General features: G+C 39.9%; 21 protein-coding genes and 2 other annotated features. All 21 genes read left to right on the top strand.

What is annotated here, in order from left to right:
• Positions 1 to 2: 2 nt before the first annotated feature.
• The 21 genes from disA to rpoC all read left to right on the top strand — a co-directional run bounded on the left by disA (position 3) and on the right by rpoC (position 21,977).
• Positions 3 to 1,073, top strand: coding sequence for a DNA integrity scanning diadenylate cyclase DisA (gene disA, locus FHY47_RS18090; protein ID WP_066103063.1), 1,071 nt, complete (start codon positions 3 to 5; stop codon positions 1,071 to 1,073).
• Between the two features lie 195 nt (positions 1,074 to 1,268).
• On the top strand, positions 1,269 to 2,363 hold the full coding sequence (locus FHY47_RS18085) for a PIN/TRAM domain-containing protein (protein ID WP_066103060.1): 1,095 nt from the start codon (positions 1,269 to 1,271) through the stop codon (positions 2,361 to 2,363).
• Positions 2,364 to 2,396: 33 nt separating this feature from the next.
• A complete protein-coding gene (gene ispD, locus FHY47_RS18080; RefSeq protein WP_140462333.1) occupies positions 2,397 to 3,098 on the top strand; it encodes a 2-C-methyl-D-erythritol 4-phosphate cytidylyltransferase in 702 nt (233 codons plus the stop codon).
• Positions 3,091 to 3,567, top strand: coding sequence for a 2-C-methyl-D-erythritol 2,4-cyclodiphosphate synthase (ispF, locus tag FHY47_RS18075; RefSeq protein ID WP_066103055.1), 477 nt, complete (start codon positions 3,091 to 3,093; stop codon positions 3,565 to 3,567). The genes ispD and ispF overlap by 8 nt, the downstream gene beginning before the upstream one ends.
• An 80-nt stretch (positions 3,568 to 3,647) precedes the next feature.
• Positions 3,648 to 5,105 (top strand): glutamate--tRNA ligase, encoded by a 1,458-nt coding sequence (gltX, locus tag FHY47_RS18070; RefSeq protein ID WP_066103052.1) that lies wholly within the window; start codon positions 3,648 to 3,650, stop codon positions 5,103 to 5,105.
• 42 nt (positions 5,106 to 5,147) lie between these two features.
• Positions 5,148 to 5,389 (top strand) — a binding site (T-box leader).
• Between the two features lie 181 nt (positions 5,390 to 5,570).
• The gene (gene cysE / locus FHY47_RS18065) at positions 5,571 to 6,236 is read left to right on the top strand and encodes a serine O-acetyltransferase (protein WP_066103049.1); all 666 of its coding nucleotides are present in this window, start codon (positions 5,571 to 5,573) and stop codon (positions 6,234 to 6,236) included.
• Complete coding sequence (cysS, locus tag FHY47_RS18060; protein WP_066103047.1) at positions 6,217 to 7,614, top strand: cysteine--tRNA ligase; 1,398 nt, start codon at positions 6,217 to 6,219, stop codon at positions 7,612 to 7,614. Before cysE ends, cysS begins: the two co-directional genes overlap by 20 nt.
• Before the next feature lie 5 nt (positions 7,615 to 7,619).
• Positions 7,620 to 8,039 (top strand): Mini-ribonuclease 3, encoded by a 420-nt coding sequence (locus tag FHY47_RS18055; RefSeq protein ID WP_066103044.1) that lies wholly within the window; start codon positions 7,620 to 7,622, stop codon positions 8,037 to 8,039.
• Complete coding sequence (gene rlmB / locus FHY47_RS18050; RefSeq protein ID WP_066103041.1) at positions 8,036 to 8,779, top strand: 23S rRNA (guanosine(2251)-2'-O)-methyltransferase RlmB; 744 nt, start codon at positions 8,036 to 8,038, stop codon at positions 8,777 to 8,779. The genes FHY47_RS18055 and rlmB overlap by 4 nt, the downstream gene beginning before the upstream one ends.
• 2 nt (positions 8,780 to 8,781) lie before the next feature.
• Positions 8,782 to 9,294, top strand: coding sequence for an NYN domain-containing protein (locus tag FHY47_RS18045; RefSeq protein WP_066103038.1), 513 nt, complete (start codon positions 8,782 to 8,784; stop codon positions 9,292 to 9,294).
• Positions 9,295 to 9,384: 90 nt separating this feature from the next.
• The gene (gene sigH / locus FHY47_RS18040; RefSeq protein WP_066103081.1) at positions 9,385 to 10,002 is read left to right on the top strand and encodes an RNA polymerase sporulation sigma factor SigH; all 618 of its coding nucleotides are present in this window, start codon (positions 9,385 to 9,387) and stop codon (positions 10,000 to 10,002) included.
• Between the two features lie 105 nt (positions 10,003 to 10,107).
• Positions 10,108 to 10,260 (top strand): 50S ribosomal protein L33, encoded by a 153-nt coding sequence (rpmG, locus tag FHY47_RS18035; RefSeq protein WP_077248002.1) that lies wholly within the window; start codon positions 10,108 to 10,110, stop codon positions 10,258 to 10,260.
• Between the two features lie 43 nt (positions 10,261 to 10,303).
• Positions 10,304 to 10,486, top strand: coding sequence for a preprotein translocase subunit SecE (secE, locus tag FHY47_RS18030; protein ID WP_066103034.1), 183 nt, complete (start codon positions 10,304 to 10,306; stop codon positions 10,484 to 10,486).
• Positions 10,487 to 10,705: 219 nt separating this feature from the next.
• Positions 10,706 to 11,239: a transcription termination/antitermination protein NusG gene (gene nusG / locus FHY47_RS18025; protein ID WP_066103031.1), complete on the top strand. Its 534-nt coding sequence runs from the start codon at positions 10,706 to 10,708 to the stop codon at positions 11,237 to 11,239.
• A 178-nt stretch (positions 11,240 to 11,417) separates the two neighbouring features.
• Positions 11,418 to 11,843 carry a 50S ribosomal protein L11 gene (rplK, locus tag FHY47_RS18020; protein ID WP_066103028.1) on the top strand — a complete coding sequence of 142 codons (426 nt, stop codon included), beginning with the start codon at positions 11,418 to 11,420 and terminating at the stop codon, positions 11,841 to 11,843.
• Positions 11,844 to 11,936: 93 nt separating this feature from the next.
• Positions 11,937 to 12,626, top strand: a complete 690-nt coding sequence (gene rplA / locus FHY47_RS18015; protein ID WP_066103025.1) for a 50S ribosomal protein L1 — start codon at positions 11,937 to 11,939, stop codon at positions 12,624 to 12,626.
• 60 nt (positions 12,627 to 12,686) lie between these two features.
• Positions 12,687 to 12,831, top strand: a sequence feature (ribosomal protein L10 leader region).
• Positions 12,832 to 12,861: 30 nt separating this feature from the next.
• On the top strand, positions 12,862 to 13,368 hold the full coding sequence (gene rplJ / locus FHY47_RS18010) for a 50S ribosomal protein L10 (protein ID WP_066103022.1): 507 nt from the start codon (positions 12,862 to 12,864) through the stop codon (positions 13,366 to 13,368).
• A 60-nt stretch (positions 13,369 to 13,428) separates the two neighbouring features.
• Entirely contained in the window at positions 13,429 to 13,791 is a 363-nt protein-coding gene (gene rplL / locus FHY47_RS18005; RefSeq protein WP_066103019.1) for a 50S ribosomal protein L7/L12, read from the top strand.
• 128 nt (positions 13,792 to 13,919) lie between these two features.
• Complete coding sequence (locus tag FHY47_RS18000; RefSeq protein WP_066103016.1) at positions 13,920 to 14,528, top strand: class I SAM-dependent methyltransferase; 609 nt, start codon at positions 13,920 to 13,922, stop codon at positions 14,526 to 14,528.
• Between the two features lie 249 nt (positions 14,529 to 14,777).
• Entirely contained in the window at positions 14,778 to 18,341 is a 3,564-nt protein-coding gene (gene rpoB, locus FHY47_RS17995) for a DNA-directed RNA polymerase subunit beta (RefSeq protein WP_066103012.1), read from the top strand.
• A gap of 39 nt (positions 18,342 to 18,380) precedes the next feature.
• Positions 18,381 to 21,977: a DNA-directed RNA polymerase subunit beta' gene (rpoC, locus tag FHY47_RS17990; protein ID WP_148631316.1), complete on the top strand. Its 3,597-nt coding sequence runs from the start codon at positions 18,381 to 18,383 to the stop codon at positions 21,975 to 21,977.
• The last annotated feature ends 111 nt before the right edge of the window (positions 21,978 to 22,088 follow it).

Genomic DNA, 22,088 nt, shown 5'->3' with positions numbered 1-22,088 from the left:
TAATGGATAAAAAGGCAGCAGAAAAAGCCAAGGCGCAAATCATTCAATTGGTATCCCCAGGCACACCCTTTAGAGAGGGCCTCGATAATGTTTTGCGTGCCAATACGGGTGGATTAATTGTGGTTGGATATAACGATAAAGTTAAAGCCCTTGTAGATGGAGGATTTAAAATCGGCTGCCCTTTTTCACCCAGTTATCTATATGAATTAGCTAAAATGGATGGAGCCATTATCCTTAATGAGAAAGTAGAGACCATTATGCTTGCGAATGCCCATCTTGTACCAGATAAAACGATACCTTCAATGGAAACCGGAATGAGACATCGAACAGCCGAGAGAATTGCTAAAGAGACGAAGGCATTGGTAATAGCCATTTCTCAACGAAGAAATATCATTACTCTTTATCAAGGAAACTTTCGATACGTGCTGAGGGAATTGTCTGTGATATTAACAAAGGCTAATCAAGCGATGCAAACACTTGAACGATATCGTTCTGTTTTGCAGGAAAGTATTCATAATTTAAGTAAGCTGGAATTTGAAGAGATGGTAACATATGCGGATATTCTATATGTAATGCAGAGGCTTATAATGGTTATGAGAATTAAAACCGAGCTTTTGATTTATATGAATGAATTAGGTGTTGAAGGAAGGCTGCTGCGTTTGCAATTACATGAAATGCTGCATGTGGTGGAACAGGAGGTAATGCTTGTCTTAAAGGATTACACAATTGATTCGGAGGGCCTTAAGCCAGAACAGGTTTTTCAGGCATTTGTTGATTTATCCTATTCAGAATCTGTTGAGGACACAGCTATTATGAAAACTCTTGGATATACAGGGTTTGTACCGATGGAACAGATCGTCTCACCCTGTGGGTATCGGGCCCTTCATAAGATACCAAGGCTGCCCTTTAGTATCATCCATAATCTCGTAAAGAGGTTTGGCAAGCTATCTAATTTGTTGAATGCAAGCGTAGCGGATTTGGATGACGTAGAGGGTATAGGAGAAGTAAGAGCTAAAAAAATCCACCATGGGCTGAGACATATAAAAACAGAAATTGGGCAGCACAGCTTATAAGATAAGATAAAATATGGAAGTTCTGACATCTGTCTGACGTATAATCAGGTTATAATAATAGATAATGCATAAAAAGGCTGATATATGCTTTTTGTTACAGTGTAATTACATCTTCTTTACAGCAAGTTAATTAATGGGTAAAAACTATTAAAGCAGGAAAGTCCTCGTTTATAATTATTAATGGGAGGTGAAGGAATGTTAAAAAGAATTATACAACTGTGTTTCTTAATCGTAGGAGGAGCTATAGGAATCATCGTATTGCCAGATTTATTTTCATTAATTACTGATAATTCATTTATTACTAATCCTATTTTTACTGGTTTCGCAGGTGCAATTATTTTTTATATCATTACTTTCTGGATGGTTGATCATGTAGTACATTTCATTAAATGGGTGGAAGAACAATTAATTATTGCTCCCATCACGGATATTATATTTGGAAGTATGGGGCTTTTACTTGGCCTTCTATTGGCCTTCCTTATTGGTCTTCCGCTGAATTCAATTCAGTTACCGATCATCAACACAGTCGCTCCAATTCTCTTGACTTTAATATTTGGTTATTTAGGCTTCCAGGTGGGCTTTAAAAAACGGGATGAGCTAACCAACCTTGTGACTAACTCGGTTAAAACAAGGAAAAAAGGTACAGAGCAAGATGGCGATACAGAAGCTGCTCCATCCAATATAAAAAGGAAAGTTCTCGATACAAGTGTAATTATCGACGGACGTATTGCAGATATTTGTAAAACTGGCTTTTTGGAGGGACCTATCGTTATTCCGCAATTTGTGCTTGGTGAATTGCAGCATATTGCTGATTCTTCTGATGCATTGAAAAGAACAAGGGGAAGAAGAGGGCTCGATATTCTGAATAAAATCCAAAAAGAGCTTCCAATTGAAGTCGAGATGTATGAAGGTGACTTTGAAGACGTACAGGAAGTAGATAGTAAGTTGGTCAAATTAGCCAAGGTATTGGACGGTATTGTTGTAACAAATGACTTCAATTTGAATAAAGTCTGTGAGTTCCAAAATGTCCAGGTATTAAATATTAATGATTTAGCAAATGCAGTTAAACCGGTGGTTATTCCTGGTGAAGAAATGCTCGTCCAAGTTATCAAGGATGGGAAAGAGCAAAATCAGGGTGTAGCGTATCTGGATGACGGAACGATGATTGTGGTTGAAGAAGGCCGAAATTATATCGGTAAGAAGATTGAGGTCATTGTTACATCCGTTTTACAGACTTCGGCTGGACGTATGATATTTGCGAAACCAAAATTATTGGAAAAAGCATTATAAGAGAAATAGCTATCGATGATATAGGAGTAGAAGATGGATTATGAAGTGATTATCCCTGCAGCTGGGCAAGGGAAAAGAATGAAGGCAAGTAAAAATAAGCTTTGGATTGAACTGAAAAATAGCCCGATTATCGCACATACCTTGTCTGTGTTTGGCACGGATAAGCATTGTAAACAAATTATTTTGCCAATCAATCCTGCTGAAAAAGAAGAATTTAATAGGCTGATCAAAACATTGTCACTACCGACTCCTATTGTATTGATAAATGGCGGCAGCGAGCGGCAATATAGTGTCAGTAATGGGTTGAAAGCCTTAAGTGACGAGGCAGAAATCGTCCTCGTGCATGATGGAGCAAGACCGTTTATTAATCATTCTATGTTAAGAAATTTAATTGCTGATGCAAAAGAGTTCGGTGCAAGTGTGTTAGCTGTACCTGTTAAGGATACGATTAAACAAGTCAGAGATACCATGGTAGAGAAAACAATCGATCGATCAAGCTTGTGGGCAATTCAAACCCCGCAAGCTTTTCGTGTGTCTCTGTTAAAAGAGGCACATGAGGCAGCGGTTAGCGCAAATTACCTTGGAACAGATGATGCGAGTTTGGTTGAGCAGATTGGGAAGAGAGTAGCCATAACAGAAGGAAATTACGATAATATTAAAATTACCACACCAGAGGATCTATATTTTGCTGAAGCGATTCTGGAGAAAAACTTAAAAGGAGACCGTCATGTTTAGAATAGGACAAGGTTTTGATGTACATCAATTAGTAGAAGGACGACCATTGATTATTGGGGGTATTACTATTCCTAATGATAAAGGATTGCTTGGGCATTCTGATGCGGATGTTCTGCTCCATACTGTAGCAGATGCATGTCTGGGTGCTGTCGCAGAGGGAGATATCGGCAAGCATTTTCCGGATACTGACCCGGCTTTTAAAGATGCCGATTCTAAAAAGCTTTTAACTCATGTATGGAAACTTGTAAAGCAAAAGGGATATAAGCTAGGCAATATTGATTGCACAATCATTGCAGAGCGGCCGAAAATGCGCCCTTATATCGATCAAATGCGTGAAGTGATAGCCGGTCTACTTGAAGGTGACATGGAACAAGTAAACGTAAAAGCTACTACAACTGAAAAGCTTGGATTTCCAGGCAGAGGTGAGGGCATAGCGGCTCAAGCTACGGTTCTTTTAATAAAAGAATAGAACTGGTGGTTTTAAACCAGATTAAAATAGTGGTAAAATGAATCCTACTTAGGTACTTTATCATTTGGGAGGAAATATTAATGACTAGCAGTATACGTGTTCGGTACGCTCCAAGTCCAACTGGACATCTTCATATCGGTAATGCCAGAACAGCTTTATTTAACTATTTATTTGCACGCAGCCAGGGTGGCAGCTTTGTTATAAGGATTGAAGATACAGACCAAAAAAGAAATATTGCCGGTGGAGAAGAAAGCCAATTAAAGTATTTGAAATGGCTGGGCATGGATTGGGACGAAAGTGTCGATGTACCTGGTGCATATGGACCTTATCGCCAATCAGAACGTACTCATATTTATGAGGAATATTATCGTGATCTTATTAAAAGAGATATGGCTTATAAATGCTATTGCACAGAAGAAGAACTAGAACAAGAACGTGCGGAACAGATGGAACGTAATGAAACTCCGGCTTATTCGGGTAAATGTCGCCATCTGACAGAAGAAGACCATGCAAGGCTCGAAGCGGAAGGCAGAAAGCCAAGCATTCGCTTTGTTGTTCCAAAAGGTAAAGTATACACATTCAATGATATGGTTAAAGGTGATGTATCGTTTGAATCTGATGGCATTGGAGACTTTGTCATTATTAAAAAAGATGGAATTCCTACGTATAACTTTGCAGTAGCAATTGATGATCATTTAATGGAAATATCTCATGTACTTCGCGGAGATGACCATATCACCAATACGCCTAAGCAATTGATGGTTTATGAAGCCTTTGAATGGGATCCTCCTGTTTTTGGCCATATGACATTGATTGTCAATGAGAGCCGTAAAAAATTAAGTAAGCGTGATGAATCCATTATTCAGTTTATCGAGCAATATGAAGAACTTGGCTATTTGCCTGAGGCTCTGTTTAATTTTATTGCGCTTTTAGGATGGTCTCCAAGCGGTGAGGAAGAAATCTTCTCGAAGGAAGAATTTATCTCAATCTTTGATGCAGACCGATTATCTAAATCACCAGCTTTGTTTGATAAACAAAAGCTTACGTGGATGAATAATCAATACATGAAAAAGGTTGATACGGAACGAGTGCTTGAATTGGCGTTGCCTCATTTACAGCAAGCAGGTCTTGTACCAACTGAAATGTCTGAGGAAGAACATCATTGGGTACAAAAGCTTATAGCTTTATATCAGGATCAAATGAGCTACGGAGCAGAAATCGTGGACCTATCAAGCATCTTCTTTAAGAAAGAGATTGTTTATAATGATGAAGCGAAGGAAATACTGGGAGAAGAACAGGTTCCTGAGGTATTGAAGGCCTTCCTTGATGAAGTAAAGAGTATGCCTGAATTTGTTGACAGTGAGATTAAGGCAGCAATTAAACGAGTGCAAAAAGAAACAGGCCATAAAGGCAAAAAATTATTTATGCCTATCCGTGTAGCGGTAACCGGACAAGCTCACGGTCCTGATCTGCCAAAAGCAATCGAGCTTTTCGGCCGCAATCGAGTGATTTCTCAATTAGAAGAACTTTTACGTTAACATTTTAACCGTAATATAATATAGTATAATTAAACATTCATACTTAAAGTGATGAATGGGGATAAGTAGGATTAAAGAAGATGTTTATTAGAGAATAACCATCATTGGCTGGAAATGGTTATAACCTCTCTTAATCTGAATGCACCCCTGAGCCCTTCTTTGAACGCCTGGTAATTTAGGTCAGTAGAGGAAGGCGGCATACCCACTGTCGTTAAAAAGGGGAAAGTTGGAGCTCGATACTTAAGCTCAAACAGAGTGGAACCGCGCCTATAAGCGTCTCTGTCTTTTGGACAGGGCGCTTTTTTTATGCAGAAAAATGGCCGATGATGGGAGAAACAGGATGTTTATTATACGATCTTTAGGAAGGATAAGTTACCGTGTTTCCATCTTTCGTAAAGTACATCTCTAGAGAAGAGAAAAGTACTGCTTGTTTTTGCTTTTATGCGTTTAAGGAGGGGTAACATCATGTGGAAACGGTTAAAAGAAGATATAGACGTTATATTTGAACAGGATCCTGCAGCAAGATCGACAATTGAAATCATCCTGACGTATTCAGGTTTACATGCTATCTGGAATCATCGAATTGCACATTTTTTTTATAAGAGAAATTTCAAATTTATTGCCAAGGTCATCTCCCAGTTTAGCCGATTTTTAACCGGTATAGAGATACATCCGGGAGCGACAATCGGCAGGCGCTTTTTTATTGATCATGGCATGGGTGTCGTTATTGGAGAAACTTGCGAGATTGGTGATAATGTGACTGTATACCAGGGGGTTACACTTGGAGGTACAGGTAAAGAGTCAGGCAAACGTCATCCAACAGTTGAGGATAATGTATTGATTGCAACGGGGGCTAAAGTGCTCGGCTCCATCGTCATAGGGGAAAACTCGAAGGTTGGAGCGGGTTCAGTGGTTTTAAAAAATGTCCCTGCCAACTCAACGGTAGTCGGCATTCCCGGTAAGGTAGTTATCAAAGATGGCGTACGATTAAAACAAGATTTAAATCATCGGGACCTTCCTGACCCTGTAGAAGATCATTGCAATCGAATGGAACAGGAAATTGATATATTAAAGAAAGAGATAATGGATTTGCGAAAGGAGTTAAATAAACGTGAGCGTTCAAATTTATAATACACTGACAAGAAAAAAGGAAACCTTTCAGCCGATTGAAGAGGGAAAGGTTAAGATGTATGTGTGCGGTCCGACTGTATACAACTATATTCATATAGGGAATGCGAGACCGGCGATTGTATTTGATACGGTCCGCAATTACTTACAATATAAAGGCTATGATGTAAAGTTTGTTTCTAATTTTACAGATGTTGATGACAAGTTAATCAAAGCAGCTCGTGAACTGGGAGAAGATGTACCGGCTACAGCTGACCGGTTCATTAAAGCTTATTTTGAGGATGTTGGAGCACTTGGATGCAAAAAAGCTGATGTGCATCCAAGGGTAATGGAAAATATGGACTTAATCATTGAATTTATTCAGGCCCTAATAGATAAAGGAATGGCTTATGAATCCAGTGGGGATGTGTACTACCGTACAAGAGATTTTAAAGATTATGGAAAGCTTTCGCACCAGTCCATTGATGAGCTGCGGGTAGGCGCGAGAATAGAAGTAGATGAGCGGAAACAGGATGCACTTGATTTCACTTTGTGGAAAGCGGCTAAAGATGGTGAAATTTCTTGGGATAGCCCATGGGGCAAAGGAAGACCGGGTTGGCATATAGAATGTTCTGCGATGGCTAAAGAATACTTAGGTGATACGATTGATATTCATGCTGGAGGACAGGACTTAGCATTCCCTCACCATGAAAATGAAATTGCACAGACAGAAGCTTTAACCGAAAAGCCATTCGCAAATTATTGGATGCATAATGGCTATATTAATATTGATAATGAAAAAATGTCTAAATCTCTCGGTAATTTTGTAATGGTACATGATATTATTAAGCATCATGATCCGGCAGTATTAAGATTCTTTATCCTGTCCGTTCATTACAGAAATCCAATTAATTACAGTGAAGAGTTATTAGAGTCAACGAAGATTTCATTGGACCGCTTGCGAACTACTTACGAAAACTTAAAACACCGCCAAACGGCAAGCACCAATATTACTCATAACGATGCGGAATGGTTCGAGAAAATCGGAGAATTACATGCAATGTTTGAAGAAGCAATGGATGATGATTTCAATACCGCAAATGCTATTTCGGTATTGTTTGAACTATCAAGGCAAGGAAATTATTATCTGTTAGAAAAAGTGACCTCCGATGCAGTTATTGAAGCATTTTTAAATGAGTTTCGTATTTTATTTGATGTACTCGGTATTAAGCTTGAGGTTGAACAATCGCTTGATGCTATGGTAGAAAAATTAATTGAAGAACGTAATCGGGCAAGAAAAGAACGTAATTTTACTCGCTCTGACGAGATTAGAGATGAGCTAAAAGCAATGAATATTATTTTGGAAGATACTGCCCAAGGTACACGCTGGAAACGGGGATAAAAAGAATGCTTGAGGACTTAAAGGAATTAGATGTAACGGCTTTGGGAAGTCTGGCTCTGGCCTATATTGGAGATGCGGTATATGAAGTATATATTCGCCATCATCTGCTATCTATTGGACAAGTAAAACCAAACAGGCTTCATAAAGAAGCAACGAAGTATGTATCTGCTAAATCACAGAGTGCAGTCGTACATTATTTATTAAATGAGCATCTTCTAACTGAAGAGGAAGAAGCTGTTATCCGCAGAGGGAGGAATGCTAAGTCAGGCACAATCCCAAAAAATACAGATGTGCAAACATATAGATACAGCACAGCTTTTGAAGCATTAATTGGTTATCTATATGGGAGCAAGAAACAGGAACGTCTTGATGAAATTATAGAGTTGGCGATTCAATTTAAAGAGAGGAGTGAAGTGCAGAGATGAGCGATGATTTAATTATGGGACGTAATACCGTCTTAGAGGCATTGCGATCGAAACGCGATATTCATAAGATTTGGATTGCAGAAGGAGCTACGAAAGGGCAGATTCAGCAGGTAATCGCGGTTGCAAAAGAAAATAAAATTATGATACAAACAGCACCAAAGAAAAAACTGGATCAAATGATTGAGGGGAATCACCAGGGAGTTATTGCTCAGGTGGCGGCCTATCAATATGCAGAAATTGACGACATGTTTAAGCTGGCGGAATCCAGACAGGAAGACCCATTCATTCTGTTGCTTGATGAATTGGAGGATCCGCACAATTTGGGTTCTATCTTAAGGACAGCTGATGCATCCGGTGTTCATGGTATCATTATTCCCAAGCGGAGAGCGGTTGGGTTAACAGCTACAGTTGCTAAATCATCGACCGGGGCAATTGAGCATATCCCGGTTGCACGCGTAACGAATTTATCACGCACGATAGAAGATTTAAAGGAACGCGGTGTATGGATTGCTGGTACAGATGCGAAGGGAAGCCAGGATTATCGGTTGATGGATGGAACGATGCCTCTTGGGATTGTAATTGGTAGTGAAGGGAAAGGAATCAGCCGGGTAATCAAGGAAAAATGCGATTTCTTATATCACTTGCCAATGGTGGGGCATGTTACCTCTCTCAATGCAAGTGTGGCAGCCAGCTTGCTAATGTATGAAGTATATCGAAAGCGATATCCGTTAGAGGGATAAAGATGGAAACCATACTGGTGGTAGATGGCTATAATATCATAGGTGCATGGCCTGATTTGCGCAAGCTGCGCGATCAGGACCTTGCTGCCGCTAGAGACCGTTTAATTGAAATGATGGCTGAATTTCAAGGTTTTTCCGGACACCGGGTTATAATTGTATTTGATGCTTACTTCGTACAGGGAATGGAGAAAAAGTATAGAAATTCAAAAGTTGATGTTATTTTTACAAAGGAAAATGAAACAGCTGATGAATGTATCGAAAGGCTGGCTTCTAAATTAATAAAAATAAATACTCGTGTGTATGTTGCGACATCAGATTACACGGAGCAGCGAACCATCTTTGCGCAGGGGGCTTATCGGAAATCTGCCCGTGAACTGTTGCAGGAGATGGAATATGTAGAAAAAGAGATTGAAAAAAAGGTCGTGCAAACAAAGGATGAACAGCCTGTATCAAGGATCCCGTTGAGTCGAGAAGTGTCGGAAATGTTCGAAAAATGGAGGAGAGGAAATCTGTGAGGGCATTGACGCTATAAAAGCGCTTACTGTATAATATTGCTATCTTTGGTATCTTACGGAGGGATCGGTGTGGCAATTTCTATCGGGGTAATGCTGGATGATGATTATGGTCATATGGAAGATGAACTGTTAGTCGACCGGGTTCATCAAGGGGACAGCGGGGCCCTGGATTTTTTGATCCACAAATACAGAAACTTTGTAAGGGCTAAAGCGAGAACCTATTTTTTAATAGGTGCAGATAAAGAAGATATTGTTCAGGAAGGTATGATTGGTTTATTCAAGGCCATCCGAGATTATAAGGAGGACAAGCTTACATCCTTTAAAGCGTTTGCTGAGCTCTGTATTACCAGGCAAATTATTACTGCAATTAAAACTGCGACAAGGCAGAAACATATACCGCTCAATTCCTATGTCTCTTTGGATAAGCCTATCTATGATGAAGAGTCAGATCGCACATTGATGGATGTTATAACAGGTGTTAAAGTTATGGATCCAGAGGAATTAATTATTAATCAAGAAGAATTTGATTATATTGAGCTTAAAATGAGCGAGCTGCTAAGTGATCTGGAACGAAAAGTCCTGTCTCTGTATTTAGATGGACAATCCTATCAAGAGATATCAGAGGAATTGGATAGACATGTTAAATCAATTGATAATGCATTGCAAAGAGTAAAGCGTAAATTGGAACGGTATCTAGAAGTTCGCTAGTTTAGTATATTCATAGGGTTATATCTTTAACCCGCTTATTGACAGACAATTTCCTACATGATAAATTTGTATTGGACTTGTTAATTAAAATAAAGGTGCATTTTTATGAATAAAAAAGTTATCATCGCATGTACAAAATGCGGTTCAAGGAACTATTCAACGAATCATAACCAGTCTAACCAAGAAAAGGTGCGACTGGAGCTAAATAAATTTTGTAAAACTTGTAATACGCACACACCTCATAAACAAACAATCTAATGATTTGGATTGTAAAACTGTATTGGCTGGAGGTTTCAAATTAATGCGACGCATTCTAGAATTCTTCCGAGGCGTTTCTCGAGAAATGAAAAAGGTAAGCTGGCCTAAGAAAAAAGAGCTTACAACCTATACGATAACTGTTTTATCAACAGTCATCATTATGGCAGTGTTTTTTGCGGTTATTGATCTAGGGTTATCCGAACTTATTCGTGTCATTCTTAAATAGTGAATAAACAGCACAAAACATGGTATAATGAAAACTAGCATAAGAAAAGACTTGAAAGCCCGGAAACGGGTTTTTTAATTTGTCTAAAAAATAGATTCGATACTTAGCAGGAATCTGCTGGATTTAAAATTTGCGCAAAAATTAAAAAATAACAGCTGACAAGATATATTTGAATATCACTGTTTGCAAGGAGGGAAGGACGTTTAGTCCTAATAGAATATGGAGAAAAATTGGTATGTTGTTCATACGTATTCCGGATATGAAAATAAAGTTAAAGCGAACTTGGAAAAACGTGTAGAGTCAATGGGTATGCAAGATAAGATCTTCCGTGTCATTGTTCCGGAAGAAGAAGAAACTGATTTCAAAAATGGTAAGAAGAAAGTAGTTAAGAAAAAGGTATTCCCAGGATATGTACTCGTGGAAATTGTTATGACAGACGATTCTTGGTATGTTGTCCGCAATACACCAGGTGTAACTGGGTTTGTAGGTTCGACTGGATCAGGTTCTAAGCCGGTTGCGTTAATGCCTGAAGAAGCAGCAGTGATTCTGAAAAGAATGGGTATGGACGAAAAAAGAATTGAAATCGATTTGTTTATTGGCGATTCAGTTAAAGTTAAGGAAGGTCCTTTCGCTGAATTTGCTGGTACAATAGAAGAGTTGGACAAGGCTAAGGGTAAACTGAAAGTTCTTGTTAATATGTTTGGCCGCGATACCCCGGTTGAATTGGATTTTGACCAGGTGGAAAAATTATAATCCTGAAAAACTTGCCTTTCATATTAAAAAGTGATAATATTTCTAGGGTCAGTATGTCTCAAGACAGAGACCTGAACTAATGGTAAATTCTTTATGAGTGAAATAAAGAATGATTGTATATTTGAGTGGGAGGGCAAAGCCCAATTACCACATCACGGACGATAAGGAGGTGTGTCTCGTGGCTAAAAAAGTAATTAAAATCGTGAAATTGCAGATTCCTGCAGCTAAAGCTAATCCAGCTCCACCGGTTGGTCCAGCATTGGGTCAAGCAGGTGTTAACATCATGGGTTTCTGTAAAGAGTTTAATGCTCGTACAGCAGAACAAGCAGGTCTAATCATTCCTGTTGAAATCACAGTATTTGAAGACCGTTCTTTCACTTTTATTACAAAAACTCCTCCAGCGGCTGTTCTTCTTAAGAAAGCAGCAGGAATTGAGTCTGGTTCTGGTGAACCAAACCGTAATAAAGTGGCAACAGTTAAGCGTGACAAAGTACGTGAAATCGCTGAATCCAAAATGCCTGACTTAAATGCAGCAAGTGTTGAATCAGCTATGCGTATGGTAGAAGGTACTGCACGCAGTATGGGAATTGTCATCGAAGACTAATTGTTGTATGGAGGTTGCGAATGTACGGTACATCGCAACCTTTTTCGTGGGAGGTCAATTCCGTTAAAACCACAATATTAGGAGGATATAATAATGGCTAAGAAAACTAAAAAATACGCTGAAGCTATTCAGCTTATCGATCGTACAAAAGCTTATTCCGTAACAGAAGCAATTGAATTAGCGAAGAAAACAAGCTTCACTAAATTTGATGCAACTGTAGAAGTAGCATTCCGTCTTGGAGTTGATCCTAAGAAAGCTGATCAACAAATCCGTGGAGCGGTTGTACTTCCAAACGGTACTGGTAAAACACAACGTGTATTAGTATTTGCTAAAGGTGAAAAGCTTAAAGAAGCTGAAGCTGCAGGTGCTGATTATGTTGGAGATACTGACTACATCAACAAAATCCAACAAGGTTGGTTTGACTTTGATGTTATCGTAGCAACACCTGATATGATGGGTGAAGTTGGTAAATTAGGTCGTGTATTAGGACCTAAAGGTTTAATGCCAAACCCTAAAACAGGAACTGTTACATTTGATGTTGAAAAAGCAATCAATGAAATTAAAGCTGGTAAAGTAGAATACCGTGTTGATAAAGCAGGTAACATTCATGTTCCTATCGGAAAAGTTTCCTTCGAAGATAGCAAGCTAGTTGAAAACTTCACTACAATTTTTGAAACTCTTCAAAAAGCGAAGCCGGCAGCAGCTAAAGGAACTTATATGAAGAATGTAGCTGTTACTACAACTATGGGACCTGGAATCAAGGTAGATCCATCTTCTTTCTAAGCTAAAAAATAAAATTTGACAACAGGGTAGTTATTTAATATAATTACAAATGTTGTTATAAATAATTTAACATTTATGCCATAGACAGCAGGTGCGGTTAAAGCTTAATTTCCTGCCGAGGTATTCGATCATAATAGAACTATTTTGTTCGGACTATCATCGTACCTCCATGTCTGTCATGATATGGAGGTTTTTTTACGGGTGTGAATGGTAACATTCTACAGGAGGTGTTAATATGAGCAATGCGAATAATGTTAATGCAAAGAAACAAATTGTTGATGAAATCGCTGGTAAACTGAAAGACAGTGTATCCACAGTTGTTGTTGACTACCGTGGTTTAAACGTTGCTGAAGTTACAGAACTTCGTAAACAATTACGCGAAGCTGGCATCGAGTTCAAAGTTTACAAAAACTCCATGACTCGCCGTGCTGCTGATCAAGTTGAACTTTCTGACCTTAACGAAGCTCTTACTGGACCAAATGCGATTGCATTCAGTACTGAGGACGTTGTAGCTCCGGCTAAAATCTTGAACGACTTCGCTAAAAAACACGAAGCTCTAGAAATTAAAGCAGGTGTAATCGAAGGAAACGTTGCAACTGTTGAAGAAGTTAAAGCTCTTGCAGAACTTCCATCTCGCGAAGGTTTGCTTTCTATGTTGCTCAGCGTGCTTCAAGCACCTATCCGCAACTTGGCACTTGCTACAAAAGCAGTGGCAGAACAAAAAGAAGAACAAGGAGCTTAATTGCTTCTTGATTAGAAATACGTATACAACGATTTATTAAAAACTAAGGAGGAACTTATAATGACTAAAGAACAAATCATTGAAGCAGTTAAAAATATGACTGTTTTAGAACTTAACGATCTTGTAAAAGCAATTGAAGAAGAATTTGGCGTAACTGCAGCTGCTCCTGTAGCTATGGTTGGTGCTGCTGGCGGAGAAGCTGCAGCTGAAAAAACTGAATTTGATGTTGTTCTAGCTAGCGCTGGAGATCAAAAAATCAAAGTTATCAAAGTAGTACGTGAAATCACTGGCCTTGGTCTTAAAGAAGCTAAAGAAGTTGTTGATAACACTCCTAAAGCTATCAAAGAAGGCGTTTCTAAAGACGAAGCTGAAGAAATCAAAGCTAAACTTGAAGAAGTTGGCGCTGGTGTAGAAGTTAAGTAATTTTACACACATCATATGAAAAGGCTCGCTGCAAATACAGCGGGCTTTTTCTGACTTTAGAAATAAAAGTTGGAATTTAGGTTTTCGTTAAAACGATCCGAAATGCAATTGGTCAGGAGGGATCTGGGTTGTCAGATCATTATTATTCCCGCAATCCTCAGGTTGATAGTAATCCTGATGAATGGAGCTATACTTTAAGAGGGAAGACATTTCGTTTTAAAACAGATGCTGGTGTTTTTTCTAAACGTGAGGTTGATTTTGGTTCAAGATTGTTAATCGAGGCCTTCGTGGAACCTGAGGCTTCCGGCAAACAGCCAATCATTGATGTCGGCTGTGGATATGGCCCGATAGGTTTATCTTTGGCTGATTCTTTTTCTGACAGAACAATTCATATGGTAGATGTGAATGAAAGAGCTCTCCATTTGTCAGGGGAAAATGCTCGAATCAATGAGATCAAAAATGTTAAGATTTATGAGAGTTCTGTTTATCAAAATGTTACGGAAACTGAGTTTGCAGCGGTTGTTTCGAATCCGCCCATCAGAGCCGGAAAAAAAGTAGTTCATGAAATACTTGAAAGAAGTAAGAGTGTTTTACAGGATGGCGGCGAGTTGTGGATTGTCATTCAAAAGAAACAGGGAGCTCCATCCGCAATGGCTAAAATGGAAGATGTTTTTGGAAACGTGGAGGTCATTATAAAGAAAAAAGGGTACTATATTTTGAAGTCTAAAAAAGTTTGACTTGACAATATGCCTATGTTAATATTAAAAAATGCATATATATAATTTGGGACACCCTGCACATTTTGGTAAAGAAATAAATAAATGTGTATATGTTCTGGAAAATATGGAAAAAATAAACCAATACTATGCGTTTTTGAAATTGAGGTTTTCAGATTGAAACCCTTTTTCTTTTTTGTTCTATCAGCTTGTATAGGGCTGTTGGAATATAAATTCTATCATAAACGCTTTATTTGAGGGGTGAATCAGTTGACAGGTCAACTTGTTCAGTATGGACGACATCGCCAACGCCGGAGCTATGCGCGCATTAGCGAAGTGCTCGAATTACCGAATTTAATTGAAATTCAAACCTCTTCCTATCAATGGTTTCTTGATGAGGGCTTAAGAGAAATGTTCCAGGACATTTCCCCTATCGAGGATTTTACAGGAAATCTGTCTCTTGAGTTTATCGATTATAGCCTCGGAGACCCGAAATATCCTGTGGAAGAATCTAAGGAGCGGGATGTAACCTACTCCGCCCCATTACGGGTTAAAGTAAGACTTGTAAACAAAGAGACGGGAGAAGTTAAAGACCAAGATGTCTTTATGGGTGATTTCCCTCTCATGACGGAAACGGGAACGTTTGTTATAAACGGTGCCGAACGTGTTATCGTATCCCAATTAGTACGATCCCCGAGTGTATACTACAGCGGGAAGGTTGATAAAAACGGAAAGCGTGGATTCACAGCTACCGTAATTCCAAACCGCGGAGCATGGTTGGAATATGAAACTGACGCGAAAGATGTAGTTTACGTAAGAATCGATCGTACAAGGAAGTTGCCGGTAACGGTTCTTTTGCGTGCTCTTGGATTCGGCTCTGATCAAGAAATCATCGATCTAATCGGTGATAACGAGTACATCCGTAACACATTGGAAAAAGATAATACTGAAAGTACAGAAAAAGCTTTGCTTGAAATCTATGAGCGTCTTCGCCCAGGTGAACCACCTACGGTCGAAAATGCGAAAAGTTTGCTTGTATCACGTTTCTTTGATCCGAAGAGATATGATTTGGCAAATGTAGGACGCTATAAAATTAACAAGAAACTTCATATAAAAAATCGTCTTTTCAACCAAAAAGTAGCTGAAACTTTGGTGGACCCTGAAACAGGAGAAATCTTAGTTGAAAAAGATACTTTGTTGGATCGCCGTACTCTCGATAAAATCATCCCTTACTTAGAAAATGGGATTGGCTTCAAAACGTACAACCCTGTTGGGGGAGTCGTGGAAGAAGATGTACTGGTTCAAAATGTAAAAATCTATGCACCGAGCGATGCTGAAGGTGAAAAAGTAATTAATGTTATCGGCAATGCTTATGTAGAAAAGAAAGTTAAAAACATTACACCTGCTGATATTGTATCTACTATCAGTTACTTCTTTAACTTACTGCATGGTGTTGGCGACACAGATGATATCGATCATTTAGGTAACCGACGTCTGCGTTCAGTTGGTGAGCTATTGCAAAACCAATTCAGAATTGGTTTATCCCGTATGGAGCGTGTGGTTCGTGAGAGAATGTCCATCCAGGATACAAACACAATTACACCGCAGCAGCTTATTAACATTCGCCCGGTTATAGCTTCTATTAAAGAATTCTTTGGAAGCTCCCAGTTGTCTCAGTTTATGGATCAAACAAATCCACTTGCTGAATTGACACATAAACGGAGATTGTCTGCACTTGGACCTGGTGGTTTAACAAGGGAACGTGCCGGAATGGAAGTTCGTGACGTTCACTATTCCCACTATGGACGTATGTGCCCAATTGAAACACCTGAGGGACCAAACATTGGTTTGATTAACTCACTATCTACATTCGCAAAAGTAAACCCATACGGTTTCATTGAAACGCCATATAGAAGGGTAGACCCTGCGACAGGCAAAGTAACTGATCGAATGGATTACTTGACTGCTGATGAAGAGGATCTTTATGTAGTGGCACAGGCAAATGCCCCGCTAACTGAAGATGGTGGATTTATGAACGAGGAAGTTGTAGCTCGTTTCCGTGGTGAAAATACAGTTGTTAAACGTGATCGCGTTGACTATATGGACGTATCACCTAAACAGGTTGTATCAGCTGCAACAGCTTGTATCCCGTTCCTTGAAAACGATGACTCCAACCGTGCCCTTATGGGAGCGAACATGCAACGTCAAGCGGTTCCGCTTATTCGTCCTCAGGCTCCAATTGTTGGTACAGGTATGGAATATGTATCCGGTAAAGATTCCGGTGCTGCTGTAATTTGTAAGCACGATGGAATCGTAGAACACGTGGAAGCCAGAGAAATCTGGGTAAGACGTGTTAGTGAAGTAGATGGTGAAGAGGTAAAAGGTAATCTTGATAAATACCGTACCCTTAAATTCATCCGTTCTAACCAAGGAACATGTTATAACCAACGTCCGATCGTTAAATCGGGTGACCGTGTTGTTAAAGGAGAAATTCTTGCAGATGGTCCGTCCATGGAGCTTGGCGAATTGGCATTAGGCCAAAACGTACTTGTTGCCTTCATGACATGGGATGGTTATAACTATGAGGATGCCATCATTATGAGTGAACGTCTTGTTAAAGACGATGTATATACTTCTATTCATATCGAAGAATATGAATCTGAAGCTCGTGATACTAAACTTGGACCGGAAGAAATTACACGTGACATTCCAAACGTTGGGGAAGATGCCCTGCGCAACTTGGATGACCGTGGAATCATTCGCATCGGTGCCGAAGTTAAAGACGGTGACCTTCTAGTTGGTAAGGTAACTCCTAAAGGGGTTACGGAGCTGACTGCAGAAGAAAGATTGTTACATGCAATCTTTGGTGAGAAGGCTCGTGAAGTTCGTGACACATCTCTCCGTGTACCGCATGGCGGTGGAGGAATTGTCCATGATGTTAAAGTCTTTACACGTGAAGACGGTGATGAACTGCCACCAGGTGTGAACCAGTTGGTACGTGTATACATCGTTCAGAAACGTAAGATCCATGAAGGAGATAAAATGGCCGGTCGTCACGGTAACAAAGGGGTTATCTCCCGAATTTTACCTGAAGAAGATATGCCTTTCCTTCCGGATGGAACACCTGTCGATATCATGTTGAACCCATTAGGGGTACCATCACGTATGAATATCGGTCAGGTATTGGAATTGCACTTAGGTATGGCTGCAAGACAGCTTGGAATCCATGTGGCAACTCCTGTATTTGACGGTGCGCGTGAAGAAGATGTTTGGGATACAATCGAAGAGGCTGGTATGTCTCGCGATGCGAAAACAATTCTTTATGACGGCAGAACTGGAGAACCATTTGATAACCGTGTTTCCGTTGGTGTCATGTATATGATCAAACTGGCACACATGGTTGATGATAAACTTCATGCCCGTTCAACAGGACCTTACTCACTTGTTACGCAACAACCATTGGGTGGTAAAGCTCAATTCGGTGGTCAGCGTTTTGGTGAGATGGAGGTATGGGCACTTGAAGCATATGGTGCTGCATACACACTTCAAGAAATCCTTACAGTTAAATCTGATGATGTTGTTGGTCGTGTGAAAACTTATGAAGCAATTGTAAAAGGTGACAATGTACCTGAACCGGGCGTTCCGGAATCTTTCAAGGTTTTAATCAAGGAACTTCAAAGTTTAGGTATGGATGTTAAGATTCTTTCTGGTGATGATAAAGAAATTGAAATGCGTGATCTGGAAGATGATGACGATATTCACCAAGCAGATACATTAACCATAGATCCTGATGTGAAAAGTCCCGAATCAGAAACAGTTGGTACAATCGAGTAACCTTAGTGATATTGGGATACGGAAAGGGAGGTAGGCCCCTTGTTGGATGTAAACAATTTTGAATATATGAAAATAGGCCTTGCTTCACCGGATAAGATTCGCTCTTGGTCTTTCGGAGAAGTGAAAAAGCCAGAAACTATAAACTACCGTACACTTAAACCTGAAAAAGATGGGTTGTTCTGTGAGCGCATTTTCGGTCCTACAAAGGACTGGGAATGCCACTGCGGTAAATATAAAAGAGTACGCTACAAAGGTGTAGTTTGTGACCGTTGTGGTGTTGAAGTAACTAGAGCTAAAGTGAGACGTGAGCGTATGGGCCATATTGAATTGGCTGCTCCGGTTTCTCATATTTGGTACTTTAAAGGAATTCCAAGCCGTATGGGTCTTTTGCTTGACATGTCTCCGCGTGCCTTGGAAGAAGTAATTTATTTTGCTTCTTACGTTGTTACAGAAGCAGGAGATACTGCTTTAGAGAGAAAGCAGCTTCTATCTGAAAAAGAATACCGTGCATACCGTGATAAATACGGTAACAAGTTCCAAGCTGGGATGGGTGCAGAATCCATTAAAAAGCTTCTTCAGGATATCGATCTTAACAAAGAGGTAGAATCCTTGAAAGAAGAGCTTAAAACAGCTCAGGGACAACGCCGTACACGTGCGATTAAACGTCTTGAAGTATTGGAAGCATTCCGTCATTCAGGTAACGAACCTTCTTGGATGATTCTGGATGTACTTCCGGTTATTCCTCCTGAGCTTCGTCCAATGGTTCAATTGGATGGCGGCCGTTTTGCAACATCTGACTTGAATGACCTGTATCGCAGAGTAATCAACTGTAACAATCGTTTGAAACGTCTGCTTGATTTAGGTGCTCCAAGCATCATTGTTCAAAATGAAAAGCGTATGCTTCAGGAAGCAGTTGACGCATTGATTGATAACGGTAGACGTGGCCGTCCTGTAACAGGACCTGGTAACCGTCCGCTTAAGTCTTTGTCTCATATGCTTAAAGGTAAACAAGGTCGTTTCCGTCAAAACTTACTCGGTAAACGTGTTGACTATTCTGGTCGTTCCGTTATCGTTGTAGGACCAAACTTGAAAATGTACCAATGTGGTTTGCCGAAGGAAATGGCAATCGAACTATTCAAGCCTTTCGTAATGAAAGAACTTGTTGAAAAAGGATTGGCTCATAACATCAAATCAGCTAAGAGAAAGATCGAAAGACATTCTCCTGATATTTGGGATGTGCTTGAAGAAGTAATTAAGGAGCATCCGGTTCTATTAAACCGTGCCCCGACACTTCACCGTCTAGGAATCCAGGCGTTCGAACCAACATTAGTTGAAGGTAGAGCTATTCGACTTCACCCGTTAGTATGTACAGCGTATAACGCTGACTTTGACGGTGACCAAATGGCTGTTCACGTACCTTTATCTGCAGAAGCACAAGCGGAAGCCCGCCTATTGATGCTAGCTGCGCAAAACATCCTTAACCCTAAGGATGGTAAACCGGTTGTAACTCCATCACAGGATATGGTTCTTGGTAACTATTATCTGACAATGGAAAGACCAGGTGCAGTTGGAGAAGGTATGATCTTCAACGACACTAATGAAGCAGTACTTGCCTATCAAAACGGATATGTTCACTTACACACTCGTGTAGCTGTTCATGCTAGCTCTTTAAATAACGAAACGTTTACGGAAGAACAGAATAAGCAATTATTGCTTACTACTGTTGGTAAATTGATATTCAATGAAATTCTTCCTGAAACTTTCCCTTATATTAACGAACCAACAAGATCCAATCTGGAAGAAAAAACACCAGAGAAATATTTTGTTGAAAAGGGAGCAAATGTGAAGGAAATCTTAGCGAATCGTGAGAGAATCCAACCATTTAAGAAGAAAATTCTTGGTAACATTATTGCTGAAGTCTTTAAACGTTTTAAAATAACAGAAACATCCAAAATGCTTGACCGCATGAAGGATCTAGGATTTAAATATTCGACTCGTGCAGGTATTACTGTAGGGGTTGCAGATATCGTCGTTTTACCTGAAAAACAAGAAATTCTTGAAAAAGCTCAAGGTAAAGTAGACAGTGTCATGAAACAATTCAGACGTGGTTTAATCACAGAAGAAGAACGTTATGACCGTGTTATCTCAATCTGGAGTGAAGCGAAGGATGATATCCAAAGCAAACTGATGGCATCCTTACATCACTTGAATCCAATCTTTATGATGAGTGATTCCGGAGCCCGTGGTAACGCATCTAACTTTACGCAGCTTGCGGGTATGCGTGGATTGATGGCCAACCCGGCTGGTCGTATTATTGAGCTCCCAATCAAATCAAGTTTCCGTGAAGGCTTAACAGTATTGGAGTACTTCATCTCCACTCACGGTGCGCGTAAAGGTCTTGCCGATACAGCATTGAAAACAGCCGATTCCGGTTACTTAACAAGACGTCTGGTTGATGTTGCACAGGATGTTATCGTTAGAGAAGACGACTGTGGAACAGATCGCGGCTTAGAAGTAAGAGCTTTGAAAGATGGTACAGAAACAATTGAAAGCCTTGAAGAACGTCTTGTAGGACGTTATGCAAGGAAGAAAGTTAAACATCCTGAAACAGGCGAAGTTCTGATTAATGAGAACGAAATCTTCACTGAAGATCTTGCTCAAAAAATCGAAGAACTTGGTATTGAAGAAGTGACAATTCGCTCTGCGTTTACATGTAACACTCGCCATGGTGTATGTAAAAAATGTTACGGACGTAACCTTGCAACTGGTCAAGAGGTTGAAGTTGGTGAAGCAGTCGGTATCATCGCGGCTCAATCCATCGGTGAACCTGGTACACAGTTGACAATGCGTACTTTCCATACAGGTGGGGTTGCTGGAGACGATATTACACAAGGTCTTCCGCGTATTCAGGAGTTGTTTGAAGCACGTAACCCTAAAGGGCAGGCAGTTATTGCTGAAATCGAAGGTACGGTTACAGCGATTAACGAAGTCCGTGACAAACAACAGGAAATCACAATTCAAGGTGCAGTGGAAAGCCGCTCTTATACAGCTCCGTACTCTGCGCGCTTGAAAGTGAATGTAAATGACACAGTTGTTCCTGGTCAGGAACTTACAGAAGGTTCTATTGATCCAAAAGAACTTCTTAAAGTTACAAATGTACGTTCTGTACAGGAATACCTGTTAAAAGAAGTGCAAAAAGTATACCGCATGCAAGGGGTAGAAATTGGCGATAAACACGTAGAGGTTATGGTTCGTCAAATGCTTAAGAAAATTCGTGTTATCGATGCCGGAGAAACCGATGTATTGCCAGGAACATTACTGGATATTCATCAGTTCACAAAAGCAAACCATGAGGCGTTGCTTCAAGGTAAAAATCCTGCTACGGGACGCCCGCTATTGCTTGGTATTACAAAAGCATCTCTTGAAACGGATTCCTTCCTGTCCGCCGCATCCTTCCAGGAAACTACTCGTGTCCTTACAGATGCAGCGATTAAAGGAAAACGTGATGAATTGCTTGGACTTAAAGAGAACGTTATTATCGGTAAGTTAATACCTGCTGGTACAGGTATGCATCGTTACCGTAAAGCTGTTCCGGTTCTAACTGAACAAAAGGAAGAAACGGTTCCAGCTGAGTAACCAATCTACATCAGAAGAGGTAGCCGGATGATCAATCCGGCTAATCTTCTGTATATATAAAGTAAATAAGGGTAACAAATTAATTTTTTTCGTGCGATTGTTGACATTTAT

The organism is Bacillus sp. E214, from assembly GCF_008087365.1.
Taxonomy (GTDB): domain Bacteria; phylum Bacillota; class Bacilli; order Bacillales; family Pradoshiaceae; genus Pradoshia.
Note: the sequence above shows the minus strand (reverse complement) of the source record. Positions and strands in the feature narration are given on the sequence as shown.